The organism is Jatrophihabitans endophyticus, from assembly GCF_900129455.1.
GTDB lineage: Bacteria > Actinomycetota > Actinomycetes > Mycobacteriales > Jatrophihabitantaceae > Jatrophihabitans > Jatrophihabitans endophyticus.
Genome location: NZ_FQVU01000004.1, coordinates 60911 through 82725, shown reverse-complemented (window position 1 = coordinate 82725; position 21815 = coordinate 60911). Strand labels below are relative to the sequence as shown.

At 73.3% G+C, this 21815-nt stretch carries 21 protein-coding genes; 13 read left to right on the top strand and 8 right to left on the bottom strand.

All coding sequences use genetic code 11. The features are described from left to right. Positions 1-3 precede the first annotated feature (3 nt). Positions 4-270, top strand: a complete 267-nt coding sequence (locus BUE29_RS14980; RefSeq protein WP_073391259.1) for a hypothetical protein — start codon at positions 4-6, stop codon at positions 268-270. 16 nt (positions 271-286) lie between these two features. Here BUE29_RS14980 and BUE29_RS14975 read toward each other — a convergent pair whose 3' ends face one another. Then, positions 287-1291 (bottom strand): glycosyl hydrolase family 18 protein, encoded by a 1005-nt coding sequence (locus BUE29_RS14975; RefSeq protein WP_159440879.1) that lies wholly within the window; start codon positions 1289-1291, stop codon positions 287-289. An 8-nt stretch (positions 1292-1299) separates the two neighbouring features. Then, on the bottom strand, positions 1300-2508 hold the full coding sequence (locus BUE29_RS14970) for an acyl-CoA dehydrogenase family protein (protein ID WP_073391258.1): 1209 nt from the start codon (positions 2506-2508) through the stop codon (positions 1300-1302). A gap of 74 nt (positions 2509-2582) precedes the next feature. On the opposite strand from BUE29_RS14970, the gene BUE29_RS14965 reads away from it, so the two are divergent. The 3 genes from BUE29_RS14965 to BUE29_RS14955 are packed head-to-tail and all read left to right on the top strand — an operon-like array spanning position 2583 to position 6009. Continuing rightward, positions 2583-4346, top strand: coding sequence for an NAD-binding protein (locus BUE29_RS14965; protein ID WP_073391257.1), 1764 nt, complete (start codon positions 2583-2585; stop codon positions 4344-4346). 29 nt (positions 4347-4375) lie between these two features. After that, positions 4376-5275, top strand: a complete 900-nt coding sequence (locus BUE29_RS14960; protein WP_073391256.1) for an NAD(P)H-binding protein — start codon at positions 4376-4378, stop codon at positions 5273-5275. Beyond that, positions 5272-6009 carry a CPBP family intramembrane glutamic endopeptidase gene (locus tag BUE29_RS14955; RefSeq protein WP_073391255.1) on the top strand — a complete coding sequence of 246 codons (738 nt, stop codon included), beginning with the start codon at positions 5272-5274 and terminating at the stop codon, positions 6007-6009. The genes BUE29_RS14960 and BUE29_RS14955 overlap by 4 nt, the downstream gene beginning before the upstream one ends. A 1-nt stretch (position 6010) precedes the next feature. Here BUE29_RS14955 and BUE29_RS14950 read toward each other — a convergent pair whose 3' ends face one another. The 3 genes from BUE29_RS14950 to BUE29_RS14940 form a co-directional block, all read right to left on the bottom strand. Beyond that, positions 6011-6979, bottom strand: a complete 969-nt coding sequence (locus BUE29_RS14950) for a YihY/virulence factor BrkB family protein (protein ID WP_073391254.1) — start codon at positions 6977-6979, stop codon at positions 6011-6013. 53 nt (positions 6980-7032) lie between these two features. Next, positions 7033-8277 carry an MFS transporter gene (locus BUE29_RS14945; protein WP_084181184.1) on the bottom strand — a complete coding sequence of 415 codons (1245 nt, stop codon included), beginning with the start codon at positions 8275-8277 and terminating at the stop codon, positions 7033-7035. An 81-nt stretch (positions 8278-8358) separates the two neighbouring features. Next, on the bottom strand, positions 8359-9510 hold the full coding sequence (locus BUE29_RS14940) for an epoxide hydrolase family protein (protein WP_073391253.1): 1152 nt from the start codon (positions 9508-9510) through the stop codon (positions 8359-8361). A 55-nt stretch (positions 9511-9565) separates the two neighbouring features. Here BUE29_RS14940 and BUE29_RS14935 point away from each other — a divergent pair, with 55 nt between their 5' ends. Together BUE29_RS14935 and BUE29_RS14930 are read left to right on the top strand one after the other, a co-directional pair. Then, positions 9566-10336 carry a class I SAM-dependent methyltransferase gene (locus BUE29_RS14935; protein ID WP_073391540.1) on the top strand — a complete coding sequence of 257 codons (771 nt, stop codon included), beginning with the start codon at positions 9566-9568 and terminating at the stop codon, positions 10334-10336. A gap of 45 nt (positions 10337-10381) precedes the next feature. Beyond that, positions 10382-11224 carry a PhzF family phenazine biosynthesis protein gene (locus BUE29_RS14930; RefSeq protein WP_073391252.1) on the top strand — a complete coding sequence of 281 codons (843 nt, stop codon included), beginning with the start codon at positions 10382-10384 and terminating at the stop codon, positions 11222-11224. Positions 11225-11258: 34 nt separating this feature from the next. Here BUE29_RS14930 and BUE29_RS14925 read toward each other — a convergent pair whose 3' ends face one another. Continuing rightward, positions 11259-13352, bottom strand: coding sequence for a RecQ family ATP-dependent DNA helicase (locus BUE29_RS14925; protein WP_073391251.1), 2094 nt, complete (start codon positions 13350-13352; stop codon positions 11259-11261). Between the two features lie 174 nt (positions 13353-13526). On the opposite strand from BUE29_RS14925, the gene BUE29_RS14920 reads away from it, so the two are divergent. Next, a complete protein-coding gene (locus BUE29_RS14920; protein ID WP_073391250.1) occupies positions 13527-14570 on the top strand; it encodes a fatty acid desaturase family protein in 1044 nt (347 codons plus the stop codon). A gap of 186 nt (positions 14571-14756) precedes the next feature. Next, the gene (gene cspE / locus BUE29_RS14915) at positions 14757-14960 is read left to right on the top strand and encodes a transcription antiterminator/RNA stability regulator CspE (RefSeq protein WP_073391249.1); all 204 of its coding nucleotides are present in this window, start codon (positions 14757-14759) and stop codon (positions 14958-14960) included. A 76-nt stretch (positions 14961-15036) separates the two neighbouring features. On the opposite strand, the gene BUE29_RS14910 is transcribed toward cspE, so the two are convergent. Further along, complete coding sequence (locus tag BUE29_RS14910; protein WP_073391248.1) at positions 15037-15723, bottom strand: NUDIX hydrolase; 687 nt, start codon at positions 15721-15723, stop codon at positions 15037-15039. A 65-nt stretch (positions 15724-15788) separates the two neighbouring features. Continuing rightward, entirely contained in the window at positions 15789-15968 is a 180-nt protein-coding gene (locus BUE29_RS14905; protein WP_073391247.1) for a hypothetical protein, read from the bottom strand. A 77-nt stretch (positions 15969-16045) separates the two neighbouring features. Here BUE29_RS14905 and BUE29_RS14900 point away from each other — a divergent pair, with 77 nt between their 5' ends. The 5 genes from BUE29_RS14900 (at position 16046) to BUE29_RS14880 (ending at position 21756) form a co-directional block, all read left to right on the top strand. After that, complete coding sequence (locus tag BUE29_RS14900; RefSeq protein WP_073391246.1) at positions 16046-17533, top strand: phospholipase D-like domain-containing protein; 1488 nt, start codon at positions 16046-16048, stop codon at positions 17531-17533. A gap of 174 nt (positions 17534-17707) precedes the next feature. Beyond that, positions 17708-18790, top strand: a complete 1083-nt coding sequence (locus BUE29_RS14895) for an isopenicillin N synthase family dioxygenase (RefSeq protein ID WP_073391245.1) — start codon at positions 17708-17710, stop codon at positions 18788-18790. After that, the gene (locus tag BUE29_RS14890; RefSeq protein ID WP_073391539.1) at positions 18783-19070 is read left to right on the top strand and encodes a 2Fe-2S iron-sulfur cluster-binding protein; all 288 of its coding nucleotides are present in this window, start codon (positions 18783-18785) and stop codon (positions 19068-19070) included. The genes BUE29_RS14895 and BUE29_RS14890 overlap by 8 nt, the downstream gene beginning before the upstream one ends. Continuing rightward, positions 19067-20614: a sugar ABC transporter ATP-binding protein gene (locus tag BUE29_RS14885; RefSeq protein ID WP_084181176.1), complete on the top strand. Its 1548-nt coding sequence runs from the start codon at positions 19067-19069 to the stop codon at positions 20612-20614. Before BUE29_RS14890 ends, BUE29_RS14885 begins: the two co-directional genes overlap by 4 nt. Continuing rightward, positions 20611-21756 carry an ABC transporter permease gene (locus BUE29_RS14880; protein WP_073391244.1) on the top strand — a complete coding sequence of 382 codons (1146 nt, stop codon included), beginning with the start codon at positions 20611-20613 and terminating at the stop codon, positions 21754-21756. Before BUE29_RS14885 ends, BUE29_RS14880 begins: the two co-directional genes overlap by 4 nt. The last annotated feature ends 59 nt before the right edge of the window (positions 21757-21815 follow it).

The following is a 21815-nucleotide window of genomic DNA, read 5'->3' as shown; positions in this document are numbered from 1 at the left end:
GGCATGGCTCTCTTCTCCGCCGGCAAGGTCGGCCTGCTGCTTGCCGCGACCGGGGTCGCGCACTTCGTCGTCCCGGAGAGGTTCGCCGAGCTCACCAAGCAGGCGTTCCCCGAGGACACCGACCAGTGGGTGCAGCGCAACGGCGCCGCCGAGACCGCGATCGGCCTGGCGCTGATGGCGCGCCCGCTGCGCAAGGGCGGCAAGCTCGCGCTCGTCGGCTACCTCGGCTGGCTGGGCTACAACGCCGCGAACGTCGCGCAGTCCGGCTGAGCGGCCCCGGCGGCGGTCAACGCAGCGGGTCGGCGCGGCCGAGCACCCACAGCGCCAGGCCGTGCAGGCCGAGCGTGCGCGCCAGCTTCACCCGTAGCTGCCACGACCGACGGTCGGACCACCACAGCGTCGATCCGTCGGCGAGGCGTGCCGTCCACTCGCCGCTCGCCTCGTCGAAACGTGCCCGGGAGCCGGCGCGCGTGCGGGCCTGCGCGACCGACAGCTGATCGTTGGAGTGCGGCCGCCAGGCGTAGCCGTAGCCGGCGACGCCGAGGTCGAGCTTCGCCCGCGGGACGGTGTGCCGCGCCGCCGCGATCCCCTTGCGCTGCCAGCCGAGCGCGCCGATCGGCCCGGGCGTGTCCTCCCACGGCCCGTGCTGGTCGTAGGCCATGAGCATGACGCGGTCGACGGCGCGACCGAGCGCGCGCAGGTCGTACCCCATGCGCCGGTAGCCGGCCCGGCTCGCCGCGGTGGAGATGCTGATCGACAGGGTCGCGCGCCGCGGCAGCGCTCGCTGCAGCGCGCGGACGAACGCCGTCAGGCCCGTCGTGTCGCGCGGAGCCAACGCCTCGAGATCGACGCTGATGCCGTCCCACCCGCGCCGGGTCACGTCGCGGACGAGGGCGCGCACCACGGCGCGGCGGTGTGCGGCACTGGCCAGCAGCCGGTGCGCGACCGGCTCTGCGAAGTCGCCGACCGCGTCGGAGTAGTTGCTGACCAGCAGCTCGGCCCGCAGCTGGTCGTGATGCGCGCGCCGGCGCTGCCGCTCGGCGCCCCGGTCCGGAGCCGTGACCGACGCGCCCGACGCTCGCAGCACGACGCCGTCGACACCCACGGTCGTGATCGCAGCGCGGCTGCGGTCGATGAGCGACGTCGGGTCGCCGGCGGACTGGAAGGCGGTGACGGGCAGCCGACGGGCGGCCAGTGCGGGCGCGTCGGCACCCACCACGAGCGACGCGCCCACCAGTACCGTCACCACGGCCACCCGGCTCGTCCGCCGACCCATGTCTCGCACGTCCACGGCCGCCATCATTCCAGTGAGCTCTTCGGCAGCAGCGAGTCGGCGATGATCTTCTGCTGGATCTGGCTGGTGCCCTCGAAGATCGTCGTCAGCCGCGCGTCGCGCCAGTAGCGCTCGACCTGCCGCTCGGTGGTGTAGCCGTTGCCGCCGTGCAGCTGCATGGCGTCGCCGGTGACGTCGACGGCCATCTCGGTCGCCACCAGCTTGACCATGGCCGACTCGCGCTCGCACGGCTCGCCGCGGTCCAGCTGGTCGGCGACCTGCCGGTAGAACGCGCGGGCCTGGTCGACCCGCGCGACCATCGACGCGAGCATGAAGCGCAGGGCCTGGAAGTCGGCGATCGGGTGACCGAACTGCTCGCGCTCCTGCAGGTAGAGCACGGAGTCCTCGACCGCCGCCCGGGCGAGTCCCACCGCGCGCGCCGCGGTGTGCACCCGGGCGATGTTGAGCCACTTCTGCGTGTCGCGGAAGGCCGCGGTGCCCTTGCCGCCCACCCGGTTCGCCGCCGGTACCCGCACCCCGTCGAAGACGAGGTTCCAGGTCAGGAAGCCGTGGTAGCCGATCTTGTCGATCGTGGTGCCGGTGAGCCCGGGCGGGAACGCGCCGCGCTCCTTCTCGACGATGACGGTCGCCAGTCCGGCCGCCCGCTTCTCCCCCGGTCTCGGGTCGTCGGTGCGGCACAGCAGCTGGATGAAGTCGGCGGCCTCCGCGTTGCCGATCCAGCGCTTCTCGCCGGTGATCACGTACTCGTCGCCGTCCAGCTCGGCCCGGGTGCTGACGGCGGCGAGGTCCGAGCCCGCGTCGGGTTCGGAGAACCCCGCCGCACCGATCCACTCGCCGCGTGCGCTGCGGGCCAGCAGCTCGCGGGCGCGGTCCTCTTCCGCGACGTCGGTGCCGAGACCCTGCGCCCGCGCGATGATGCTCGCGACGCTCATCCACGCCCGCGCGAGCTCCTCGGCCACCATCGTGTACTCGAAGACGCCGAGGCCGAGACCACCGTGCTCCGCGTCCACCATGATGCCGAAGTAGCCCTCGCGCCCCATGGCCTCGATCAGCGAGCGCGGCATCTCGCGCTTGTGCGGGTCGTACTCGTCGGCGATCGGCCTGACCTGCTCGGCCGCGAAGCGCCGGGCCCCGTCCTGCAGCGCCACCCGCGCCTCGGTGCGGTACGGGCCGGGCAGGTCGGGCGGTGGTGCGGCGAGCGGCGCGTCGGTCATGGGTGCAGCATGGCGCACGGCCGTGTCGCCGCCTGCGCGGTGTACCGGCACGTGCCTACCGGCATACTTCCGCCGTGACCAGCGGCACCGGCGCGACGTGGCGTGGCCACGTCATCGTCTGCGGCCTGCACGACGTCGGGGTGCGCATCGTCGAGCAGTTGCGGCTCGCCGGCGAGCAGGTGGTCGTCGCCGACGACGAGCCCGATCCCCGACTGCTGCGGCTCAGCGAGGAGTTCGGCGCCGCGCACCTCGCCGCGAGCGGGCGCCGCGCCGCCACCCTGAACGACGCCGGGCTGGCCGGTGCGGCCGCCCTCATCTGCGCGCACGACTCCGACCTCGAGAACCTGGAGATCGCGCTCCTGGCGCGCCGTATGCGTCCTGATCTGCGCGTGGTGGCGCAGCTGGAGAACGAGGCGGTCGCCCGGGCCGTCGCCCGCGTCACCGGCGAGGACAGCGTCCTGGACGTCGCGGCCATCGCCGCCCCGTCGCTGGCCGAGGCCTGCCTCGACCTCGACAGTCGTGCCGTCGAGATCGACGCCGAGCAGTTCCGGCTGCAGGAGCTCGTAGCCCCGGCCGACGGCACCCTGCGTTCGCTCTACGACGACCTCGCCCCGGTCGCGGTCTCCCCCGCCGACGGCTCGCCGCTGCAGGTCTGCCCGGGACGCGACCTCGCGGTGCGCGCCGGGGACCGGGTCGTCGTGGTCGCCCGGACCGCGGAGCTCGTCGCGCGCGGGCTGGTGGACGAGGAGACCGAGGAGGCCGAGCGGCGTCGGCGCCGGGGGCCGCTGCTGCGCCGGTACCTGCGCGGCTTCGTCGCGTCGTCCGAGACCCAGCTGCGGTGGACGCTGGCGCTGCTGCTCACCGTCGCCGTGCTGTCGGTCGTGGTGCTGCGGTTCGCGTTCCGCACCGACGACGGCCGGCACCCGAGCGTGCTCGACGCCGCGTACTTCACGACCGAGACGCTGACGACGGTGGGCTTCGGCGACTACAGCTTCACCGACCAGGACGCCTGGCTGCGCGCCTGGGCGATCGCGCTGATGGTGGTCGGCGCGACGCTCGTCACCGTCCTCTACGCGATGTTCACCAACCTGCTGGTGAGCCGGCGCATCGCGCAGTCCTACGGCCGGCAGCTCGCCACCCGGATGTCCGAGCACGTGGTCGTGCTGGGGCTCGGCTCGGTGGGGCTGCGCGTGGTCGAGACGCTCGTCGCCGCCGGCCAGCCCGTCGTCGTGCTCGAACGCGACGAGGACAACCGCTTCCTCGCCCGGGCGCGTGCGCTCAAGGTCCCCGTCGTCTTCGGCGACGCCACCGTGCCGGCGAGCCTGGACGCGGTGAACCTGCGCCGTGCCCGCGCGGTCGCCGTCCTCACCAGCGACGACCTCACCAACATCGAGGCCGGGTTGGCCGTGGCCGACCTGCTCGGCGACCGACGGGCGGACGTCCCGGTCGTCCTGCGCGTGTTCGACCGCGACCTCGCCGAGACGATCGACGTCGGCTTCGGCTTCGAGGACGTCCGCTCGACCGCCGCGCTCGCCGCTCCGTGGTTCGTCGGCGCGGCCTTCGGCCTCGACATCCTCACCACCTTCTACGTCGACCGGCAGCCGATGCTGGTCGGCCGGCTCACCGTCGGCGACACCGGCGGCCTGCGCGGCAGCGCGATGGCCGACCTGTCCGCGCGTATCAGGGTGATCGCGCTCCGGCGCCGCGGCGCGGCCGGCCTCGAGTACCCGCCCCGGCGCGACACCCGCTTCGCCGGCGGTGACGAGGCCTACCTGGTCGGCCCCTACGAGGAGCTGCTGCAGGTGCTGCGGCGTGACCAGGTAGCCACGACGCAATAGGCGGCCCGCTCGCGGGGAATGCTGCTGCCATGCCGAAGACTGCGCTCGTCACCGGTGCGTCCGGATTCGTCGGATCACACCTCGCCCCGGCGCTCGTGGCCGCCGGGCACGACGTCCGCGCCATGACCCGTCACCCCGACGACTACGACGGCGCGGGCACGGCCGTGTACGGCGACGTGGCGGACACCGACAGCCTGGCGAGGGCGCTCGACGGCGCCGACGTCGCGTACTACCTGGTGCACTCGCTGGAGTCGGAGGACTTCGAGGAGAAGGACGCCGACGCCGCCCGCGCGTTCGGCAAGGCCGCCGCGGCCGGCGGGGTCGAGCGGATCGTCTACCTGGGCGGGCTCGGCAGCGACGACGAGACGCTGTCGCCGCACCTGCGCTCCCGCCGGCAGGTCGAGACGCTGCTCGGCGACGCGGGGGTGCCCGTCACGGTGCTGCGTGCCGCGGTCGTCATCGGGCACGGCGGCATCTCCTGGGAGATCACCCGCCAGCTCGTCAAGCACCTGCCCGTGATGATCACGCCGAAGTGGGTGAAGACCCGCACGCAGCCGGTGGCGCTGGACGACGTCGTCCGCTACCTGGTGGGCGTGCTCGACCATCCCGACGCGCGCGGCCGGGTGTTCGAGATCGGCGGACCGGACGTGCTGCGCTACGTCGACATGCTCACCCGCGCCGCGGCCCAGATGCACAAGCGACTGTGGACCGTCGACGTGCCGTTCCTCTCCCCGGGCCTGTCCGGGCGCTGGCTCGCGCTCGTCACCGACGTGGACTACGCGACGGCGCGCAATCTCGTCGACTCGATGGACAACGAGGTCGTGGTGCGGGATCGTGCGATCCTCGAGGTCGTCCCCGGTGACCCGATCGGCTACGACGAGGCCGTGCGCCGGGCCCTCGCGGCCCGCGCGGAAGCGGAGCGTGCATGAGCGAGACGGCTCCCCCGCCGGCGTGGCAGGACCGCGCCCGGCGACTCGTCGGGCCGGCCCTGTTCGACCAGGTGCCGCGCGACCACCAACAGCCCGACCGCGACTTCCGGCGCCGGCGCATCGTCGTCGGCGTCTCGCTCGTCCTCGGCGCGACGCTGCTGGGGATCTCGCTGGCGACCGATCCCGGCGACCCGGCGTTCTACCCGCTGACCATCGGCGTCGCCGCCGTGTGGTTCGTCGGCGGTTTCGTGTCCGGGCCGCTGCACCTGGGCTACATGATGTCGCGCAACGCCCTGCGCCGCCCCGTGCTCACGCCGATCGCCCTGGGCCTGGCCGCGTCGGCGGTGTTCGTCGTCGGCGCGGTGGTGATCCGCTCCATCGAGCCGTTGCGCGACGTCGTCGCGAACGTGCTCGAGCACGCCAACCAGGGCAATCTCGCGCTCATCGCGTTCGTGGCCCTGCTCAACGGCGCGGCCGAGGAGGTCTTCTTCCGCGGCGCGCTGTACTCGGCCATCGGCCGGCGCCGGCCGATCGTCCTGTCGGTGATCATCTACAGCATCGTCACGATCGCCACGGGCAATCCGATGCTCGTGTTCGCCGCCGTCCTCATGGGCACGGTGTTCGGGCTGCAGCGGCGGGCGTCGGGGGGCATCCTCGCGTCGATGCTCACCCACCTGACGTGGTCGGCGGTCATGCTGTTCGCGCTCCCGCCGATCATCGGCTCGCCCGGCTGAGTCAGCGCGTGGGCGGTGGGTCGAAGCGGACGGTGATCTCCTCGAAGCCCTTGGCCTGCTGGGCCTTCGCCTGCTGCGTGTAGCTGATCTCGTCGGCGGCGGTGAGGTCGACGTCGTCGGTGAACGGGGTAAGCAGCGCGCGCGGGTAGAGCTTGAGCGAGCGCACGGTGTTGTACTCGACGGCGAGCACGACGACGACCGACTCCAGGTAGATCCAGGCGAGCAGCCCGAGCACCAGGGCGAACACGCTGTCGACCTCGGTGGCCGTGCGCACGACCGACCCGACGTACATCGTCCCGACGTACTGCAGTGCCTGCCAGACGAGGGCCGCGCCCAGCGCGCCGGGCACGGTCTGGCGCAGGGTGATGGCCCGCGACGTCGCCAGCCGGAACCCCACCGTGAAGACGGTGAGGTTGATGGCGAACGTGCCGATCCCGATCGCGACCTTCGTCCAGATGCCGAACGCGTCGAACTTGGTCCCGAACGCGGCGAGGGCGGTGGTGCCGAGGATCGACAGCCCGAGCACCACCATCAGCAGCAGGCTGCGCAGCCGTCCGGTGATCGGGTTCGGCCGGCGGTTGCGCGGCACCCGCCAGATCGTGTTCATCGCGTTCTGGATCGCCTGCGCCGCGCCCAGGCCGCCGTAGACGGTGCCGAGGATGCCGATGGCGAGCCCGAGCCCGCTGCCGGACACCCCGTTCGGGTCCGACAGCTGCGTCCCCACGATCGGGAACTGCCCGAGGACCGAGTCGAAGAGCTCCCGCTGCAGGTGCCGGTCGCCGGCGAGGACGAAGTTGAGGATCGTCGACGACAGCAGCAGCAGCGGGACGAGCGAGACGAAGCCGTAGTAGGTGATGAGCGCGGCCAGGTAGGTGCCCTGGTCGTCGGCGAACTTGTAGACGACCGCGATGGGCAGGCCCGCGCGCGGGTGGGCACGCTGGAAGCGGTCGAGGCGCTCGATCGCCGACATCTCTCACCTGCTCGTCCGGTCGGGGCCAGGGCGGAAACGCCGGTAGGGCGAGATTACCGGCTGGCGGTGGTCTTCCCCGTCAGCCAGAGCAGCGCACCGGCCAGCGGCAGCACCGCGCCGTAGGCCGCCACCCCGCCCCATCCCGCGGTGTCGTGCAGCAGCCCCGCCGCGGCCGACGAGATCGCACCCCCGACGAAGACCGTGCTCATGTACACGGTCGTGACCCGGGAGCGGGCGTCCGGGCGCAGCGCGTAGATGACGTGCTGACTCATCACCTGATGGCACTGCACGGCGAGGTCGAGCAGCACCCCGGCGACCGCGAGCAGGACGACGCTGCCGTGCCCCAGGCCCGCGACCGTCATCGCCGCGGCCGCGAGCAGCAGCGCGACGAGACGGCCGGCACGCCCGTGCCCGTGGTCGGCGAGCCACCCGCCGAGCGGAGCGGCCGCGGCACCGGCGGCGCCGACGAGCGCGAACACCCCGATCGCCCCCTGGCCGAAGCCGTGCTCGTCGATCAGCTCGTAGGCGATCGCGGTCCAGAAGGCGCTGAACGCGCCGAACATGCAGGCCTGGCTGAGGGCGAGCCGGCGCAGCACCGGCTCCTCGCGTGCGATCCCGGCCACCGACGCGAGCAGGCTGCCGTACCCGGCCCGGTGATCGGGACGGCGGGTCGGCAGGATGCGGTGCAGCAGCACGCCCAACCCCACCGTGAGCACGGCGGAGACGACGTAGACCGCCCGCCAGCTCCATGCCTCGGCGAGCAGACTGGCCGCCGTCCTGGCGAGCAGGATGCCGAGGAGCAGCCCGCTCATCACCCGCCCGACGAAGCGGCCGCGTTCGGCCTCGGGCGCGAGGTGCGCGGCGAGCGGGACGAGCAGCTGGGCGACGACCGACGTCACCCCCACGAGGACGGCCACCGCGAGGAAGACGCCGAACACCGGCGACGCCGCGGCCAGCACGAGCGACAGCGCGGTGCCGACCAGCGTGCGGACGACAAGGGTCCGATTCTCGACCAGGTCACCGACCGGGACGACGAAGAGCAGGCCCAGCACGTAGCCCACCTGGGTGAGGGTCACGACCGCGGTCGCGGTGCCCTGGCCGACGCCGAAGCTGCCGGCGATCAGGTCGAGCAGCGGCTGGGCGTAGTACAGGTTCGCGACGGTGAGTCCGCATGCGGCGGCCAGGACCGCGCCGAGCACGCGCAGGTTCGGGGCGTCGTCCGGAGCGGGCCGGGTCGTCGCGGCGTCAGGGGCGTCGGAGGCGTCGGAGGCGTCGGAGGCGTCGAGCGCGTCGGTCACTACCTCGACGGTACTGCGGCGCGACGACGGCACCGGGCCCGCGCCGACAGGAGTGACGAGCGGAACGCGGCACCGCTGCGATCAGGCCGGTGCCCGGTAGGGACGGAAGAACTCGCGCAGCTCCGCGGCGTACGCCTCCGGCTGCTCGAACGGGGCGAAGTGCCCGCCGCGCGGCAGCTCGACGAGGCGCACCAGGTTTGTCGTCCGCTCCAACCAGGCGCGTGGCGGGTGCATGATGTCGGCGGGGAACAGCGCGAACCCGGACGGCACCTCCACGCGACGAGCCTGTTGGTGCGGCGAGATCGCCGCGTTCGCGTGATACATCCGCATCGACGAGCCGATCGAGCCGGTCAGCCAGAAGATCGTGACGTTCGTGAGGATCTCGTCCCGCGTGAAGCACCGCTCCACGTCCCCGTCGCAGTCGCTCCACGCGCGCAGTTTCTCGACGATCCAGGCGGCCAGACCGGCCGGCGAGTCGGTGAGGGCGGCGGCGGCCGTCTGCGGCTTGGTGCGGTGCATCGCGCCGTACGCGCCCTCGGTCGCGGCCCAGCGCGAGGCGGCGTCGAGGTACGCCTGCTCCTCGGCGGCGAGGTCGGCGACGTCGCCGGACCAGACCGGCGGACCGGCGTCGATCCGATGGACGGCCGCAACGCGGTCGGAGTGGTCGAGGGCGAGGAAGCGGGCGACCCCGCTGCCGATGTCGCCGCCCGCGGCGCCGAAGCGCGCGTACCCGAGCGTGCTCGCGAGCTCGGCCCACAGCCCCGCGACGGCGGCGCTGTCCAGCGGCTGGGCCGGGTGGTCGCTGTAGCCGTAGCCCGGCATGTCCGGGACGACGACGTCGAAGGCGTCGGCCGGGTCGGCGCCGTGCGCCCCGGGGTCGGTGAGCAGGTCGATCACCTTTGTGTACCGCCAGAACGAATCCGGCCAGCCGTGGCACAGCACGAGCGGCAGGGGGGCGGCGGCCGTCGCCGCCCGGGCGTGCACGAAGTGGATGCCGAGCCCGCCGACCTGGGCGCGGAAGCGAGGGAACCGCGCCAACGCCGCCTCCTGCGCCGGCCAGTCGAAGCCGTCCGCCCAGTACGCGACGAGCTCGCGCAGGTAGTCGGGATCGGTGCCGAGCGACCATCCGGCGTCCGCGGCGGCGTCGGGGAAGCGGGTGGCGCGCAGCCGGGCCCGCAGCTGCGCCAGCGCTTCGGACGAGGCACGCGCGGTGAACGGCTCGGGGCTCGACATGACCGAACCCTACGGCTGGAATGGCACCACACCGTTCCCGATCGAGAGGCAGCACATGACGCGCACCGAGGACGGCAGCGCGGGCGACGCGGACTACGGCGCGATCGGCACCGGCTACGCCGACCACCGGCGCCCCGATCCCCGCATCGCGGCGGCGGTCCTGACTGCGCTGGGCGACGCCCGCACGGTGCTCAACGTCGGCGCGGGCGCCGGGTCCTACGAACCCGCGGACCGCGAGGTCGTCGCCGTCGAACCGTCCCGCGCGATGCGCGCGCAGCGGCCGGCGCACCTGCCCGCGGCGATCGACGCGGTGGCCGAGGAGCTGCCGTTTCCCGACGGCGCCTTCGACGCGGCCATGACCACCTTCAGCGTCCACCAGTGGAGCGATCCCGCCCGCGGCCTCGCGGAGCTCCGGCGGGTGAGCACCGGGCCGGTCGTCGTCCTCACCTGCGATCCCGCGCTGGTCGAGCGGTACTGGCTCGCCGACTACGCCCCGGACGTGCTGGCCACTGAGGCACGGCGGTACCCGGCCCTGCGCTCGGTGACCGACGCGCTCGGCGGCGCGGTCGCGATCGAGTACGTGCCCGTCCCCCTCGACTGCCGCGACGGCTTCAACGAGGCGTACTACGGCCGTCCCGAGCGGCTGCTCGACCCCGCCGCCCGGCGCTCCTGCTCGGCCTGGAGCTTCGTCGCCGCGGACGTGGCGGCGGGCTACGTCGACGCGCTCGCGACCGCGCTCGCCGACGGGTCGTGGGACGCCGCGCACGGGCACCTGCGCACCCGGCCCAGCTACGCCGGCTCGCTGGCGCTCGTGGTGAGCCGCTGACCGGCCGCCACGAAAACCGGTTCGTTCCCGTGACAGCGTGGACGGGTGCTCCCCTTCTCCCAGGTCGACGTGTTCAGCGACGAGTTCCTGCTCGGCAACCCGGTGGCCGTCGTGCACGACGCGGACTCCCTCGCCGACGACCAGCTCGCCGCCTTCGCGCGCTGGACGAACCTCAGCGAGACGACGTTCCTACTGCGCCCCACCGATCCCGCGGCCGACTACCGGCTGCGCATCTTCACGACGGCGCGCGAACTGCCCTTCGCCGGGCACCCGACGCTGGGTTCGGCGCGCGCCTGGCTCGCGGCGGGCGGCACCCCGGCCCGCGACGGCGAGCTGGTGCAGCAGTGCGGCGCGGGGCTGGTGCGGCTGCGCCGCGACGGCGACCGGCTCGCGTTCGCGGCCCCGCCACTGCTGCGCGGCGGTCCCGTCGACGACGCGGACGTCGCTGCGGTCGCCGCGGCCGTCGGTGTCGACCGGGCCGAGGTGGTCGACGCCCAGTGGTGCGACAACGGGCCTGGCTGGGTCGCGCTGCTGCTGCGCGACGCCGAGCGGGTGCTGTCGCTGCGGCCCGACGCGACCCGGTTCGGCCGCTTCCCCGACATCGGTGTGGTCGGCCCGTACCCGGACGCCGGACCGGACGAGCCCGCCTTCGAGGTGCGTGCCTTCCTCGCGAACGACGCGTCCGGCGAGGACCCGGTGACCGGCAGTCTCAACGCCGCGCTCGCCCAGTGGCTCGTCCCGGCCGGGCACGCGCCGGATCGGTACGTGGCGAGCCAGGGCACCCGGCTCGGCCGCCGCGGCCGAGTGCACGTCGTCTGCGAGGGCGGGGAGATCTGGGTCGGCGGTGACACCGTCGTCGGCGTGCGCGGCGAGGTCGCGCTCGGCTGACGTGCACCCGGCGCGCGGTCGGTCGCCGTCGCGCTCAGAACGTCTTGTGCAGGGCGAGTGGGTAGACCGGGCCGGCGCCGTGCTCGCGCAGCAGTGCCGCGGCGACGGTGAAGGTGAAGCCGCTGCGGGTGGTGTCGTCGAGCAGCAGCACCGGGCCGGGCGGGACCTCGCCGTCGACCGAGAGCCGCGCGAGGGCACCGGCCGCGGAGTCGACGTTGGTGGCGGCGTCGCGCTGGGAGCCCGGGCCGTCGGCCCGTAGCGGCGTGGCGACGGCCATGCGACCCAGCTCGGCCAGCCGCCGGGCGGCGTCGGCGAGCAGCGCGGGCCGGGTGCGCGACGGCACCCAGGTGACCCACGTGGGCCGCCCGGCCGGCCACCCCCAGCGCGACAGGGTGGCGACGAGCCCGTCGAACAGCTCCTGCGACATCGGCTCGTCGGCGGCGAAGGCGGCCGCCACCGCACCCGACCAGGCCGGGTCCTCGGCCACCGCGAGCGCCCGGCCGGCCTCGGCGCGGGCCGACTCGGTGATCTTGCCGCGCCGGGCCGGCGCACCCGAGCCGTCCCGCGGCAGACCCGATGGCCACATCTTGCGCGGTTCGAGCACGGTGGTCTGCGAGCGCAGGTGCGTGACCGCGGCCCGCACCGTCTCCGGCGACGGGGACGTGCCGGGAGCGGGCAGCCGGCCGGTGCACACCGCGCACCGCCCGCAGTCGCTGCCGGTCGTGTCGTCGAGCTCGTGGCGCAGCTGCTGCATCAGGCACGTGTCGGCGCGCTCGTAGGCCAGCATCGCGGCCTGCTCCCGCTTGCGGGCGGCGGCGATGCCGGCGTAGCGCTCACCGTCGTAGCGCCACTCGCGGCCGGTGGCGACCCAGCCGCCGTCGGCGCGCTCGACCGCGCCCTCGACGTCGAGCACCTTGAGCAGGGTCTCGAGCCGGCCGCGCCGCAGGCCGGAGTCGGCCTCGATACGCGGCAGCGTCGTCGGCCCGTCGGCGACCACGTCGAGCACGCGACGGACACGGTCCTCGGCGGGGAACGCGGTGGAGTCGAAGTAGGCCCAGATCCTGGTGTCGGCCGCGGTGGGCAGCAGCACCGCCTGCGCCACGTCGAGCGCGCGCCCGGCCCGGCCCACCTGCTGGTAGTAGGAGATCGGGGACGCCGGCGCCCCGAGGTTGACCACGAAGCCGAGCGTGGGGTGGTCGAGCCCCATGCCCAGGCTCGACGTCGCGACGACGGCCCGCAGCTCGTGGGCGAGCAGCCGCCGCTCGATCTCGGCCCGCTCCTCGGGCGGTGTGGCGGACGAGTACGGCGCGACCGCGTGACCGCGGTCGCGCAGGAAGTCCGCGAGCTGGGTCGTGCCGGCGACGGTCAGCGTGTAGATCAGCCCCGAGCCGGGCAGGTCGTCACCGGTCAGCGCGTCGGCGATCCAGGCGTAGGCGGTGGCGACGTCCGGCGTGTCGATCACCGAGAGCGCGAGGCTCTCGCGGTCGAGCGAGCCGCGCAGCGTGAGGGTGTCGGTGCCCAGCTGCGCCGCGACGTCGGCGGTGACCCGGTCGTTCGCCGTGGCGGTCGTGGCGAGCACGGGCGTGCCCTCGGGCAGCCCCGCCAGGACGTCCCTGATGCGCCGGTAGTCGGCCCGGAAGTCCGATCCCCAGTCCGAGACGCAGTGCGCCTCGTCGACGACCAGCATGCCGATGCGCGCGGCCAGGTGCGGCAGCACCCGCTGCCGGAATCCGAACGAGTTCAACCGCTCGGGCGAGATGAGCAGGACGTCGACCTCGTCGGCGGCGATCTGCGCCTCGATCGCGGGCCAGTCGTCGATGTTGGCGCTGTTGAGGGTGACCGCTCGCAGCCCCGACCGCTCGGCGGCGGCCACCTGGTCGCGCATGAGGGCGAGCAGCGGGGAGATGACGAGCGTGGGCCCGAAGCCCTGCGCCCGGCGCAGCCCGGCCGCGATCCAGTACACCGCCGACTTGCCCCAGCCGGTGCGCTGGATGACGACCGCCTTGCGCCGGCGCGCGACCAGCGCCTCGATGGCGCGCCACTGGTCGTCGCGCAGGTGGGCGCTCGGGCCGGCGAGGCGGACGAGGTGCTCCTGCGCGGCGGAGCGCAGGTCGACGGTGGCGGTCATGGGGCCATGGTGCCCAAGGGGGCCGACAACCCGGGCGGGGCTGTGGACATCCCGCGCAGGCAGGCTGTGGATATCGTCAGGCCGTCTGGCGCACGGCCCCTGTACCGGGCACAGTGGGTAGTACTTGGCGGGCTCAAACCCTTGTCGGCCAACTGGACCTCCAGGAGGCCGGCCGTGAGCCTTGCCCTACCCGTCCGCCGCGGCAGCGACTTCGCCGCGCTGAGCCGGCAGATCCGCGACGCGCACCTCCTAGACCGTCGCCGCGTCAGCTACACGATCCGCATCGCCGGCACGCTGCTGGCCTACGTCGCCGTCTGGGCCGCGTTCGTCGTGGTGGGACGGAGCTGGTTCCAGCCGATCGTCGCCGCCGTCATGGGCCTCGTCTTCACCCAGGTCGCGTTCCTCGGCCACGACGGCGGCCACCAGCAGGTGTGGCGCTCACGGCGGGCGAACGACCTGCTCGGCATCGTGGCCGGGGATCTGCTGACCGGCCTGAGCTACGGCTGGTGGGTCGACAAGCACAACCGGCACCACGCCAAGCCCAACCACGAGGGCCACGACCCGGACATCGGCGAGGGCGTCCTCGCCTTCACGACCGAGCAGGCGGCGAACCGCACCGGCGCCTTCGCGCGGTTCGTCACCCGCAACCAGGCCTACCTGTTCTTCCCGCTGCTGACGCTGGAGGGCCTCAACCTGCACGTCTCGAGCGTCGCCTCGCTGCGCCGCCGGCCCGCCGGCAGGTACCGGCGTCTCGAGATCGTCCTGTTCGCGCTGCACGTGCTCGGGTACGCGGGCGCGGTGCTGTGGGTGGTGGGCCCCCTCTACGCGCTCGTCTTCGTCGGTGTCCAGCAGGCCGTCTTCGGCCTCTACATGGGCTGCTCGTTCGCGCCCAACCACAAGGGGATGCCCGTCATCGCCCCCGGCGTCAAGATCGACTTCCTGCGACGTCAGGTGCTGACGTCACGCAACGTGCGGGGCGGCCGCGTCACCGACTTCGTGCTGGGCGGCCTGAACTACCAGGTCGAGCACCACCTGTTCCCCAACATGCCGCGCCCCAACCTGCGCCATGCGCAGCACCTCGTCCGCTCGTTCTGCGCGCACCACGAGATCCCCTACACCGAGACCTCACTGCTCGCCTCCTACGGCGCTGCCCTGCGCGCCCTGCACGAATTGGGCGCCCCCCTGCGCACCGGCATTCCGGGCGTTTCACCGGCGTGACCCTAGCCACGGACGGGTGTTTCGCTGTTATGCTCGCCGCGGTCTTCACGTACTGCCCGTCGACGTAATCCACGACCGCCGGACCAGTGCAGCGCATCGTGTCTTCCACCGTGGCAGGCAAGTTGAGCGGACCGGGACAGCGCGAGGTGCGCTGTCTCCCCGTAGATCGGTGAAAGGCAGTACGGAATGACGCAGGGCACTGTGAAGTGGTTCAACTCGGAAAAGGGCTATGGCTTCATCGCCCCCGACGACGGCGGCGCGGACGTCTTCGTCCACTTCTCCGGCATCACCGGCGACGGCTACAAGAGCCTCGAGGACAACCAGCGGGTCGAGTTCGAGGTCACGCAGGGCCAGAAGGGCCCGCAGGCCCAGAACGTCCACGCGGTCTGACTCACCTCGCGTCGCGCGAACCCGCCCCGTACCCGCCCAGGGTGCGGGGCGGTTCTGCTTCTGCCGCCGCCGCGCGTCAGGCGCGTGTGTACAGCTCGGCCGGCCGCCCACGCCCGCCGACGCTGACCTCGCCGGTCGACGCGAGCGAGGGTTCCATGGCCCGGCGGAACGTGTCGCGCTGCAGCTCGTAGCCGGCCACCGACTCGTGCACCTGGCGCAGCTCGCGCAGGGTGAAGGACTCGGGCAGGAACCCGTCGGGATCCGGCGCGTAGAGATAGCGGTCGCGAAGATCCGCCACCGCCCGGGCGACGATGTCGCCGTGGCCGTACGGCAGGCGCCCCGGCGAGTCGGCCGAGACCAGTCGGGTCGCGTCCGCCCGTCCCTCGAGTCCCTCGAGCGGGCATGCGTCGACGTGCGCGACGGACAGCACCCACCCGCGGTCGTCCCGGTCGGGAGCGTCGAAGACCTGCAGTTGCCGGGGCGAGAGCCCGGTGACGCCGGCCTTCGCCGCCAGCGCGCGGAGCGCGGCCTCGGCCAGCCGCTCGCCGTCGCGCAGGAAGGTGCCCGGCAGCACCCAGCCCGTCTCGCCCACCCGCCGGACCTCGAGCACCGACAGCGCGTACCCGTCGTCGGCCGGGACGAGCGTGAGCAGGGCGACGTCGACGGCCACCGACGGTCGGGGATAGTCGAGCAACGTCCGACCGCTCTCGTCGCGGAAGGTCCTGCGCCGCTTGCCGGTCTGTGCCGATCCCGCTCTCGCCATTAGCGCAGTATCACGCAAATGCTCGGGAGAGTGAAGGAGCGACGCGCCCCGCGTCGCGGGAAAGGTCAGTCCGGCGTCTGCGTCGACTCATGCTTGGTCCCCTCCGGATCCTCGGTGCGGGCGTCGGAGTCTTCCAGGATGATCTCCGCCTCGCGTTCCGGGTCGTCGCTGCCGGCGGCGCGTTCCTCGGGCAGCAGGTCGGTCGCCCGCTGGTCGACGCGGTCGGGATCCGGGCTCTCGGTCATGTCGCCGTGGTACCCAGACCGCCCGCGCGTTGCACCCTGGTTCCCCACGCTTCGTCCGCACCCCCGATGATGGACGGGTGCCGGAGTACTTCCCCGCCCCGTCGGCCGACTGCCCGACCTTCGACGGCGACACCGAGTGGGCACCCATCGTCGACGGCGTCGCCTACTTCGCCGAGCTCGACGAGGTCCTGACCGGCCTCGAGCGCGGTGACGAGGTCCTGATCGCCGGGCTCGAGCTCGACGCCGATCTCGACCTGACGGGGCGACCGCACGGCGCGGACGGGCGCACCACGCTCGTCGACCGCCTCGTCGCGGCCGGGGCGGCCGGGGTCGACGTCCGCATCCTGCTCGCCGGCAAGCTGTCGGCCTTCGTGCTCCCCCTCCCGGGCCTCGCGAACTTCCGGGCCAACGCCGCGCTCTGCCACCGGGTCAACGGGTCCCCCGGGCTGGCCGGGCACGCGCTGGTCGACTACTCCGGCCCGCTCCTCGGGTCCAACCACCAGAAGACGGTCGTGGTGACGCGCCGCGGCGAGGTGACGGCCTTCGTGGGGGGGATCGACCTCGTCCAGGAGCGCTTCGACCACGAGCCGCACACCACCCTGCGTCTGAAGGGCGACCGGTGGGGCTGGCACGACACCGCGGTCCGGCTGCGCGGGCCGGCGGCGGCGCGTGCGCACGACGTGTTCCTGCGCCGCTGGCACGAGGCGGCCGGCCTGCCGACCCGGGCATGGGTCCGCCGGTCGGTGAACCCACCCGCGGCCCCGACGCCCGCCGCCGCCGGCGACCAGAAGCCGGTCGCCGCCGACCACACCTCGGTGCGGGTGCTGCGCTCGATCTCGAACCGCAAGCTGGACTCGGTCCTGCCGTGGCGGCGGGTGCGGTGGGACGCCCTGCCGCCGACGGGCGTGCAGGAGATCTTCGAGACGCTGACGGCGGCGATCGCGGCCGCGCGCCGCTACGTCTACATCGAGGACCAGTACCTCGCCGAGTACACCGCCGGCGCGCAGCGCCGCTTCGAGCTCTATCCCTACCTGCGCGATGCCGCTGCCCGTGGTGTCAAGGTCGTGCTCGTCGGGTCGGGCACCCGCGATCCCGACGACCCGGGCCTGAACCTGCGGCCCATCAACTCCTCGGTGAACCGCGACATCCGCAGCAAGATCCTCAGACGGCTCGACCCCGAGCGGCGCGGGAACGTCGCCGTCTACCGCGTCGAGCACGTCACCATGCACAGCAAGCTCACGCTGATCGACGACGTCTTCGCCAACATCGGATCGGCCAACCTGTTCAGCCGGTCGATGTCCGGTGTGGACGCCGAGATCAGCGCCGCCGTCGAGACGTCGACGCCGGCCGTGCGCGACCTGCGGGTCCGGGTGTGGGCCGAGCACCTGCGGGCGCCGCTGTCCGCCGAGCTCGCGGCCGAGCTGGGCGATCTCGACCTCGCGCTCGGCATCTGGGACCCCGCCTGGCTGCCCGCCGACCGCCCGGCCACCACCTGGCGCACCACCGGCGAACCGGCCTCCTTCGCCCCCGTCGAGACGGTCCTGCGGCGCGTCGACACCCGCTGAGCCGCCCGCCCCCTCCGGGGGCACGTGTCGCCCACGCTTCCGACGGTGTCGGCCGTGTTTCCGATGTCGAACCTGCCCGATCGCGGTGTGCGATCGGGTGCGTCGAGGTCATTACCGTCCCCTCGTCGCGCGACCCATGCTGTGCCTCCGACCGACAAGCAGGGGGAAGCAGCGATGGGGCAACAGCCGACGAACGGCGACAGCGGCCCGCAGGACCACGGCGAGCCGGTGGTGCCCGTCATCGACATCGGGGCACTCGTCGCGGGCGACGCCGCCGGAACCGCGACGGCCGTGGCGCAGATCGACCACGCCTGCCGCGAGATCGGCTTCTTCCAGATCACCGGGCACGGCGTGGACCCCGAGCTCGTCGAGACGATGTACACGACGTCGCGCCGGTTCTTCGACCTGCCGCTGCCCGCCAAGCGCGGCGTGGCCCAGCCCAACCCGGAGACCATTCGCGGCTACTGCGCCGTCGGCGAGCAGTCGTTCGCGTACAGCGACGGCATCGAGACACCGCGCGACCTGCACGAGAAGTTCGACGTCGGCCCGGTGGACGTCCCGGCCGACGACCCCTACTACGCGCCCGAGCACGCCGGCGCGCACTTCCTGCCCAACCAGTGGCCGGCCGAGCCGAGCGGCATGGAGCAGGTGTGGACCGACTACTTCCACGCCATGAACGACCTCTGCCGGCTCCTCATGAGCGCCTTCGCGAGAGCGCTGGACCTGCCCGCCGACTTCTTCGCCGACAAGATCGACAAGGACATCAGCATGCTGCGGGCGATCAACTACCCGCACAGCGACCAGCCCCCGCTGCCGGGCCAGCTGCGTGCCGGTGCGCACACCGACTACGGCAGCCTCACCATCGTGCGCCAGGAGGAGGCGCCGGGCGGCCTGCAGGTGTTCACGCAGGACGGTGACTGGCTGCGCGTCCCCGTCGTCCCCGGCGCGTTCGTGGTGAACATCGGCGACCTCATGGCGCAGTGGACCAACGACCTGTGGATCTCGACCCGGCACCGGGTCGCGAACCCGCCGGCCGGCACCGGCGACACGCGCCGCATGTCGCTCGTCTTCTTCCACCAGCCGAACTACGACGCGATGGTCGAGTGCCTGCCGAGCTGCCTCTCTGCCGGCGAGCAGCCGCGTTACGAGCCGATCGCGTCCGGCGACCACCTGATGAACAAGTTCGTCAAGACGATCTCGGTCGAGCCCGCCGCCGGTCTGGCCTCGACCGTGACCCCCGCAGGTGCCGGTGGCTGAGGACCCCGGACCGCCGGATTCGTTCGTCGTCGAACTCGCCCGCAGCGGCCGGCAGGTGCGCGTGGCGGCCGACACCACGATCCTGCAGGCCCTGCTCGCGGTGGAACCGGTCGACTTCCAGTGCCTGCGCGGTGAGTGCGGCACGTGCGTCCAGCGCGTCGTCGCGGGCACCCCCGCGCATCGCGACACCGTCCTCAGCCCCCGCGCGAAGGCGGCGAACAAGCGGATCGCCATCTGCGTGAGCCGGTCACGGACGCCCGTCCTGGTGCTCGACCTGTGAGCGCCGCCCTGGCGACGACCGTCGAGCCCGAGGTACCGGCCCTGGCCGTCCACGGCCTCGGCATGGCGTTCCCCGGCGTGCGTGCGCTGCACGACGTCAGCCTGGAGGTCGCGCCCGGCCAGGTGCACGCCCTGCTCGGGGAGAACGGCGCTGGCAAGTCGACGCTGATCAAGATCGTGACGGGCGTGCAGCGCCCGCACGCCGGCACGGTCACCATCGCCGGTCGACCGCTGCGCACGTTCACGCCGCGGGCGGCGCAGCACCTCGGCGTACGCGTCGTGCACCAGGAGCGGCAGATCGCCCCCGACCTCTCGGTCGCCCACAACATCCTGATGGACGACCTCCCGGGTGGGTTCGGCGTCGTACGCGGCCGGCGTCTCGTCGCCCGGGCACAGGAGGAGCTGGACCGGCTCGACATCGCCATCTCCGCCGCTCGCCCGGCGGCCGGGCTCACCGCCGCCGAGCAGCAGCTCGTCGAGCTGGTGCGGGCCGTCCACCGCCGCGCGCCCCTCGTCATCATGGACGAGCCGACCGCGTCGCTGCGCCGCGGCGAGGTCGACGTCCTCTTCGCGGTGATCCGCGCCCTCCGGCGCGAGGGGACGGCGCTGCTCTACATCTCGCACCACCTGCACGAGGTGTTCGAGATCGCCGACGTCGCGACGGTGCTGCGCAACGGTGCCCGGGTCGGGCACTTCCGCGTCGCCGACACCACGCCCGACGAGCTCGTCGGCGCGATGTTCGACCGCAGCGTCGCGCACGTCCGGCTGCCGCGGCCCGAACGCGACACCAGCCACGTCGCCGCGCGGGCCACGGCGGTCGCGCGGCCGCCGGTGCTCGCCCCGACCGACGTCCCAGTGCATCGCGGCGAGATCGTCGCGCTGTGCGGCGGGGCGGGCTCCGGGGCCTCGGACCTGGCCACGATCCTGGCGGGCGCGCAGGCGCCCACCTCGGGGCGACTGGAGCTGGGCGACGGGCCGGGGGGCGACCGCGTCCGCGGCCGCAGCCGGGCGGCGCGGGCCGGGGTCGGCTTCGTCCCGGCCGACCGCAAGGCCGACGCCCTGCTGCTGGACCGCCCGATCGTGGAGAACGTCATCCTGTCGCGGCGCGGCCGGGGCACCGCCCTCTACCGTCCACGCGCCGTGCTGCGGCTGGTGCGCGATGCGCTGCGACGCGGCCGGGTCAAGGCCGACGATCCGCGCCGCACGGTCGCCACCCTGAGCGGCGGAAACCAGCAGCGCGTCGTCCTCGCGCGATGGCTGCTCGCCGGTTGCCGGCTGCTCGTGCTGGACCAACCGACCGCCGGCGTCGACATCGCCTCGAAGTTCGAGATCTACCAGCAGCTGCTCGACCTTGCCGCGGACGGCCTGGCGATCCTGTTCGTGTCGAGTGACTACGAGGAGATCAGCTGCCTTGCCGATCGTGTGCTGGTCATGCGCGACGGCGTGGTGACGGCCGAGCTCGACGGCGCGACGGCCACGCCCGACCTGCTGTACCAGCTCGAGATGGGCCAGCAGCCGCCCCAGTCCACGAAAGGCACGGCATGACCGAGACCCGCTCCCCCGTCGCCCTGGCCAAGCCCGCCGCGGCGCCTGCCGCCGGTGCGGACCCGGCACGCCGGCCCCGTACCCGGCGCCAGTCGACCACGATCACCTTCGTCCGGACGGCGATCCCCCTCGTCCTCGCCGTCGCCGCGCTGTCGCTCTACTCCAACAGTCGCAACCCCGAGTTCCTCACCTGGAACAACTACGACAACATCCTGTCGCAGGTCTCGGTCCTGGGGATCCTGGCCGCGGGCCAGACGTTCCTGATCATCGGCGGCCAGCTCGACCTGTCGGTCGGCAGCATGGTCTCGTTCGTGGCGGTCGTCGCGGCGACGCTATTCGACGACGGCTGGTCGACACCGGCCGTGCTCGCCGTCTGCCTCGGCATGTCGACCGCCGTCGGCGTCCTTTACGGTCTGATCGTCGCCTACCTGCGGGTGCCGCCGTTCATCCTCACGCTCGGTGGGCTGAGCGTCTTCGCGTCGGCTGCGCTCATCCTCTCCGACAATCACCCCATCAGCGTGCTGTCCGGGCTGGAGACCCTGGGTTTCGGCGAGTGGCACGGTGTGCGGGCCCCCGCGCTGACCCTGCTGCTCGTCCTCGTGGCCACCGGGCTGCTGCTGCACTTCACGCGCTTCGGCCGCAACACCTTCGCGCTCGGGTCGTCGCCGCAGGCGTCGTTCTTCGCCGGCCTGCCCTCGCGACGGCTGACCGTCGAGCTGTTCGCGCTCAACGGCGTGCTGACGGGCCTTGCCGGGCTCGTGATGATGGCGCGGCTCGCCTCCGGCGACCCGCACTCGGGCGAGGGCCTCGAGCTCAACACCATCGCCGTGACCGTGCTCGGCGGCGCGGCCCTCGCTGGCGGCCGCGGCAACATGATCGGCACCTTCCTCGGCACGATGGTCTACGGCACGGTCAGCGCCGCACTCACCTTCCTGCAGGTGCCCGGTGCCTACCAGAGCCTGGTGTCCGGCGGCATCCTCATCTTCGCCGTGCTCGCCACCGCCGCCGCCGACCTGCGGGCCGGCCGGGTCGCGACCGGCGCCGGTCTCGGCGGCGCGGTCTCCGGCGTGCTCGGCCGCGTGCTCACCCGTCCTGGCCGGTCATCGGCCGCGAGGACCGACGCCGGGGCCGACCCCGGCTGATCGGCGCCGAGCGGGCACCCCGCCGGTCGACCCACCACGCCACCACCACCCGGTCCGTC

Coding starts and splice junctions, on each gene's coding strand:
- BUE29_RS14970 (WP_073391258.1), bottom strand. CDS start 2,508: ATGACCGACGCGCCGCTCGCCGCACCACCGCCCGACCTGCCCGGCCCG.
- BUE29_RS14905 (WP_073391247.1), bottom strand. CDS start 15,968: ATGACCGAGAGCCCGGATCCCGACCGCGTCGACCAGCGGGCGACCGAC.
- BUE29_RS14880 (WP_073391244.1), top strand. CDS start 20,611: ATGACCGAGACCCGCTCCCCCGTCGCCCTGGCCAAGCCCGCCGCGGCG.
- BUE29_RS14910 (WP_073391248.1), bottom strand. CDS start 15,723: ATGGCGAGAGCGGGATCGGCACAGACCGGCAAGCGGCGCAGGACCTTC.
- BUE29_RS14925 (WP_073391251.1), bottom strand. CDS start 13,352: ATGACCGCCACCGTCGACCTGCGCTCCGCCGCGCAGGAGCACCTCGTC.
- cspE (WP_073391249.1), top strand. CDS start 14,757: ATGACGCAGGGCACTGTGAAGTGGTTCAACTCGGAAAAGGGCTATGGC.
- BUE29_RS14980 (WP_073391259.1), top strand. CDS start 4: ATGGCTCTCTTCTCCGCCGGCAAGGTCGGCCTGCTGCTTGCCGCGACC.
- BUE29_RS14940 (WP_073391253.1), bottom strand. CDS start 9,510: ATGTCGAGCCCCGAGCCGTTCACCGCGCGTGCCTCGTCCGAAGCGCTG.
- BUE29_RS14950 (WP_073391254.1), bottom strand. CDS start 6,979: ATGTCGGCGATCGAGCGCCTCGACCGCTTCCAGCGTGCCCACCCGCGC.
- BUE29_RS14895 (WP_073391245.1), top strand. CDS start 17,708: ATGGGGCAACAGCCGACGAACGGCGACAGCGGCCCGCAGGACCACGGC.
- BUE29_RS14955 (WP_073391255.1), top strand. CDS start 5,272: ATGAGCGAGACGGCTCCCCCGCCGGCGTGGCAGGACCGCGCCCGGCGA.
- BUE29_RS14960 (WP_073391256.1), top strand. CDS start 4,376: ATGCCGAAGACTGCGCTCGTCACCGGTGCGTCCGGATTCGTCGGATCA.
- BUE29_RS14935 (WP_073391540.1), top strand. CDS start 9,566: ATGACGCGCACCGAGGACGGCAGCGCGGGCGACGCGGACTACGGCGCG.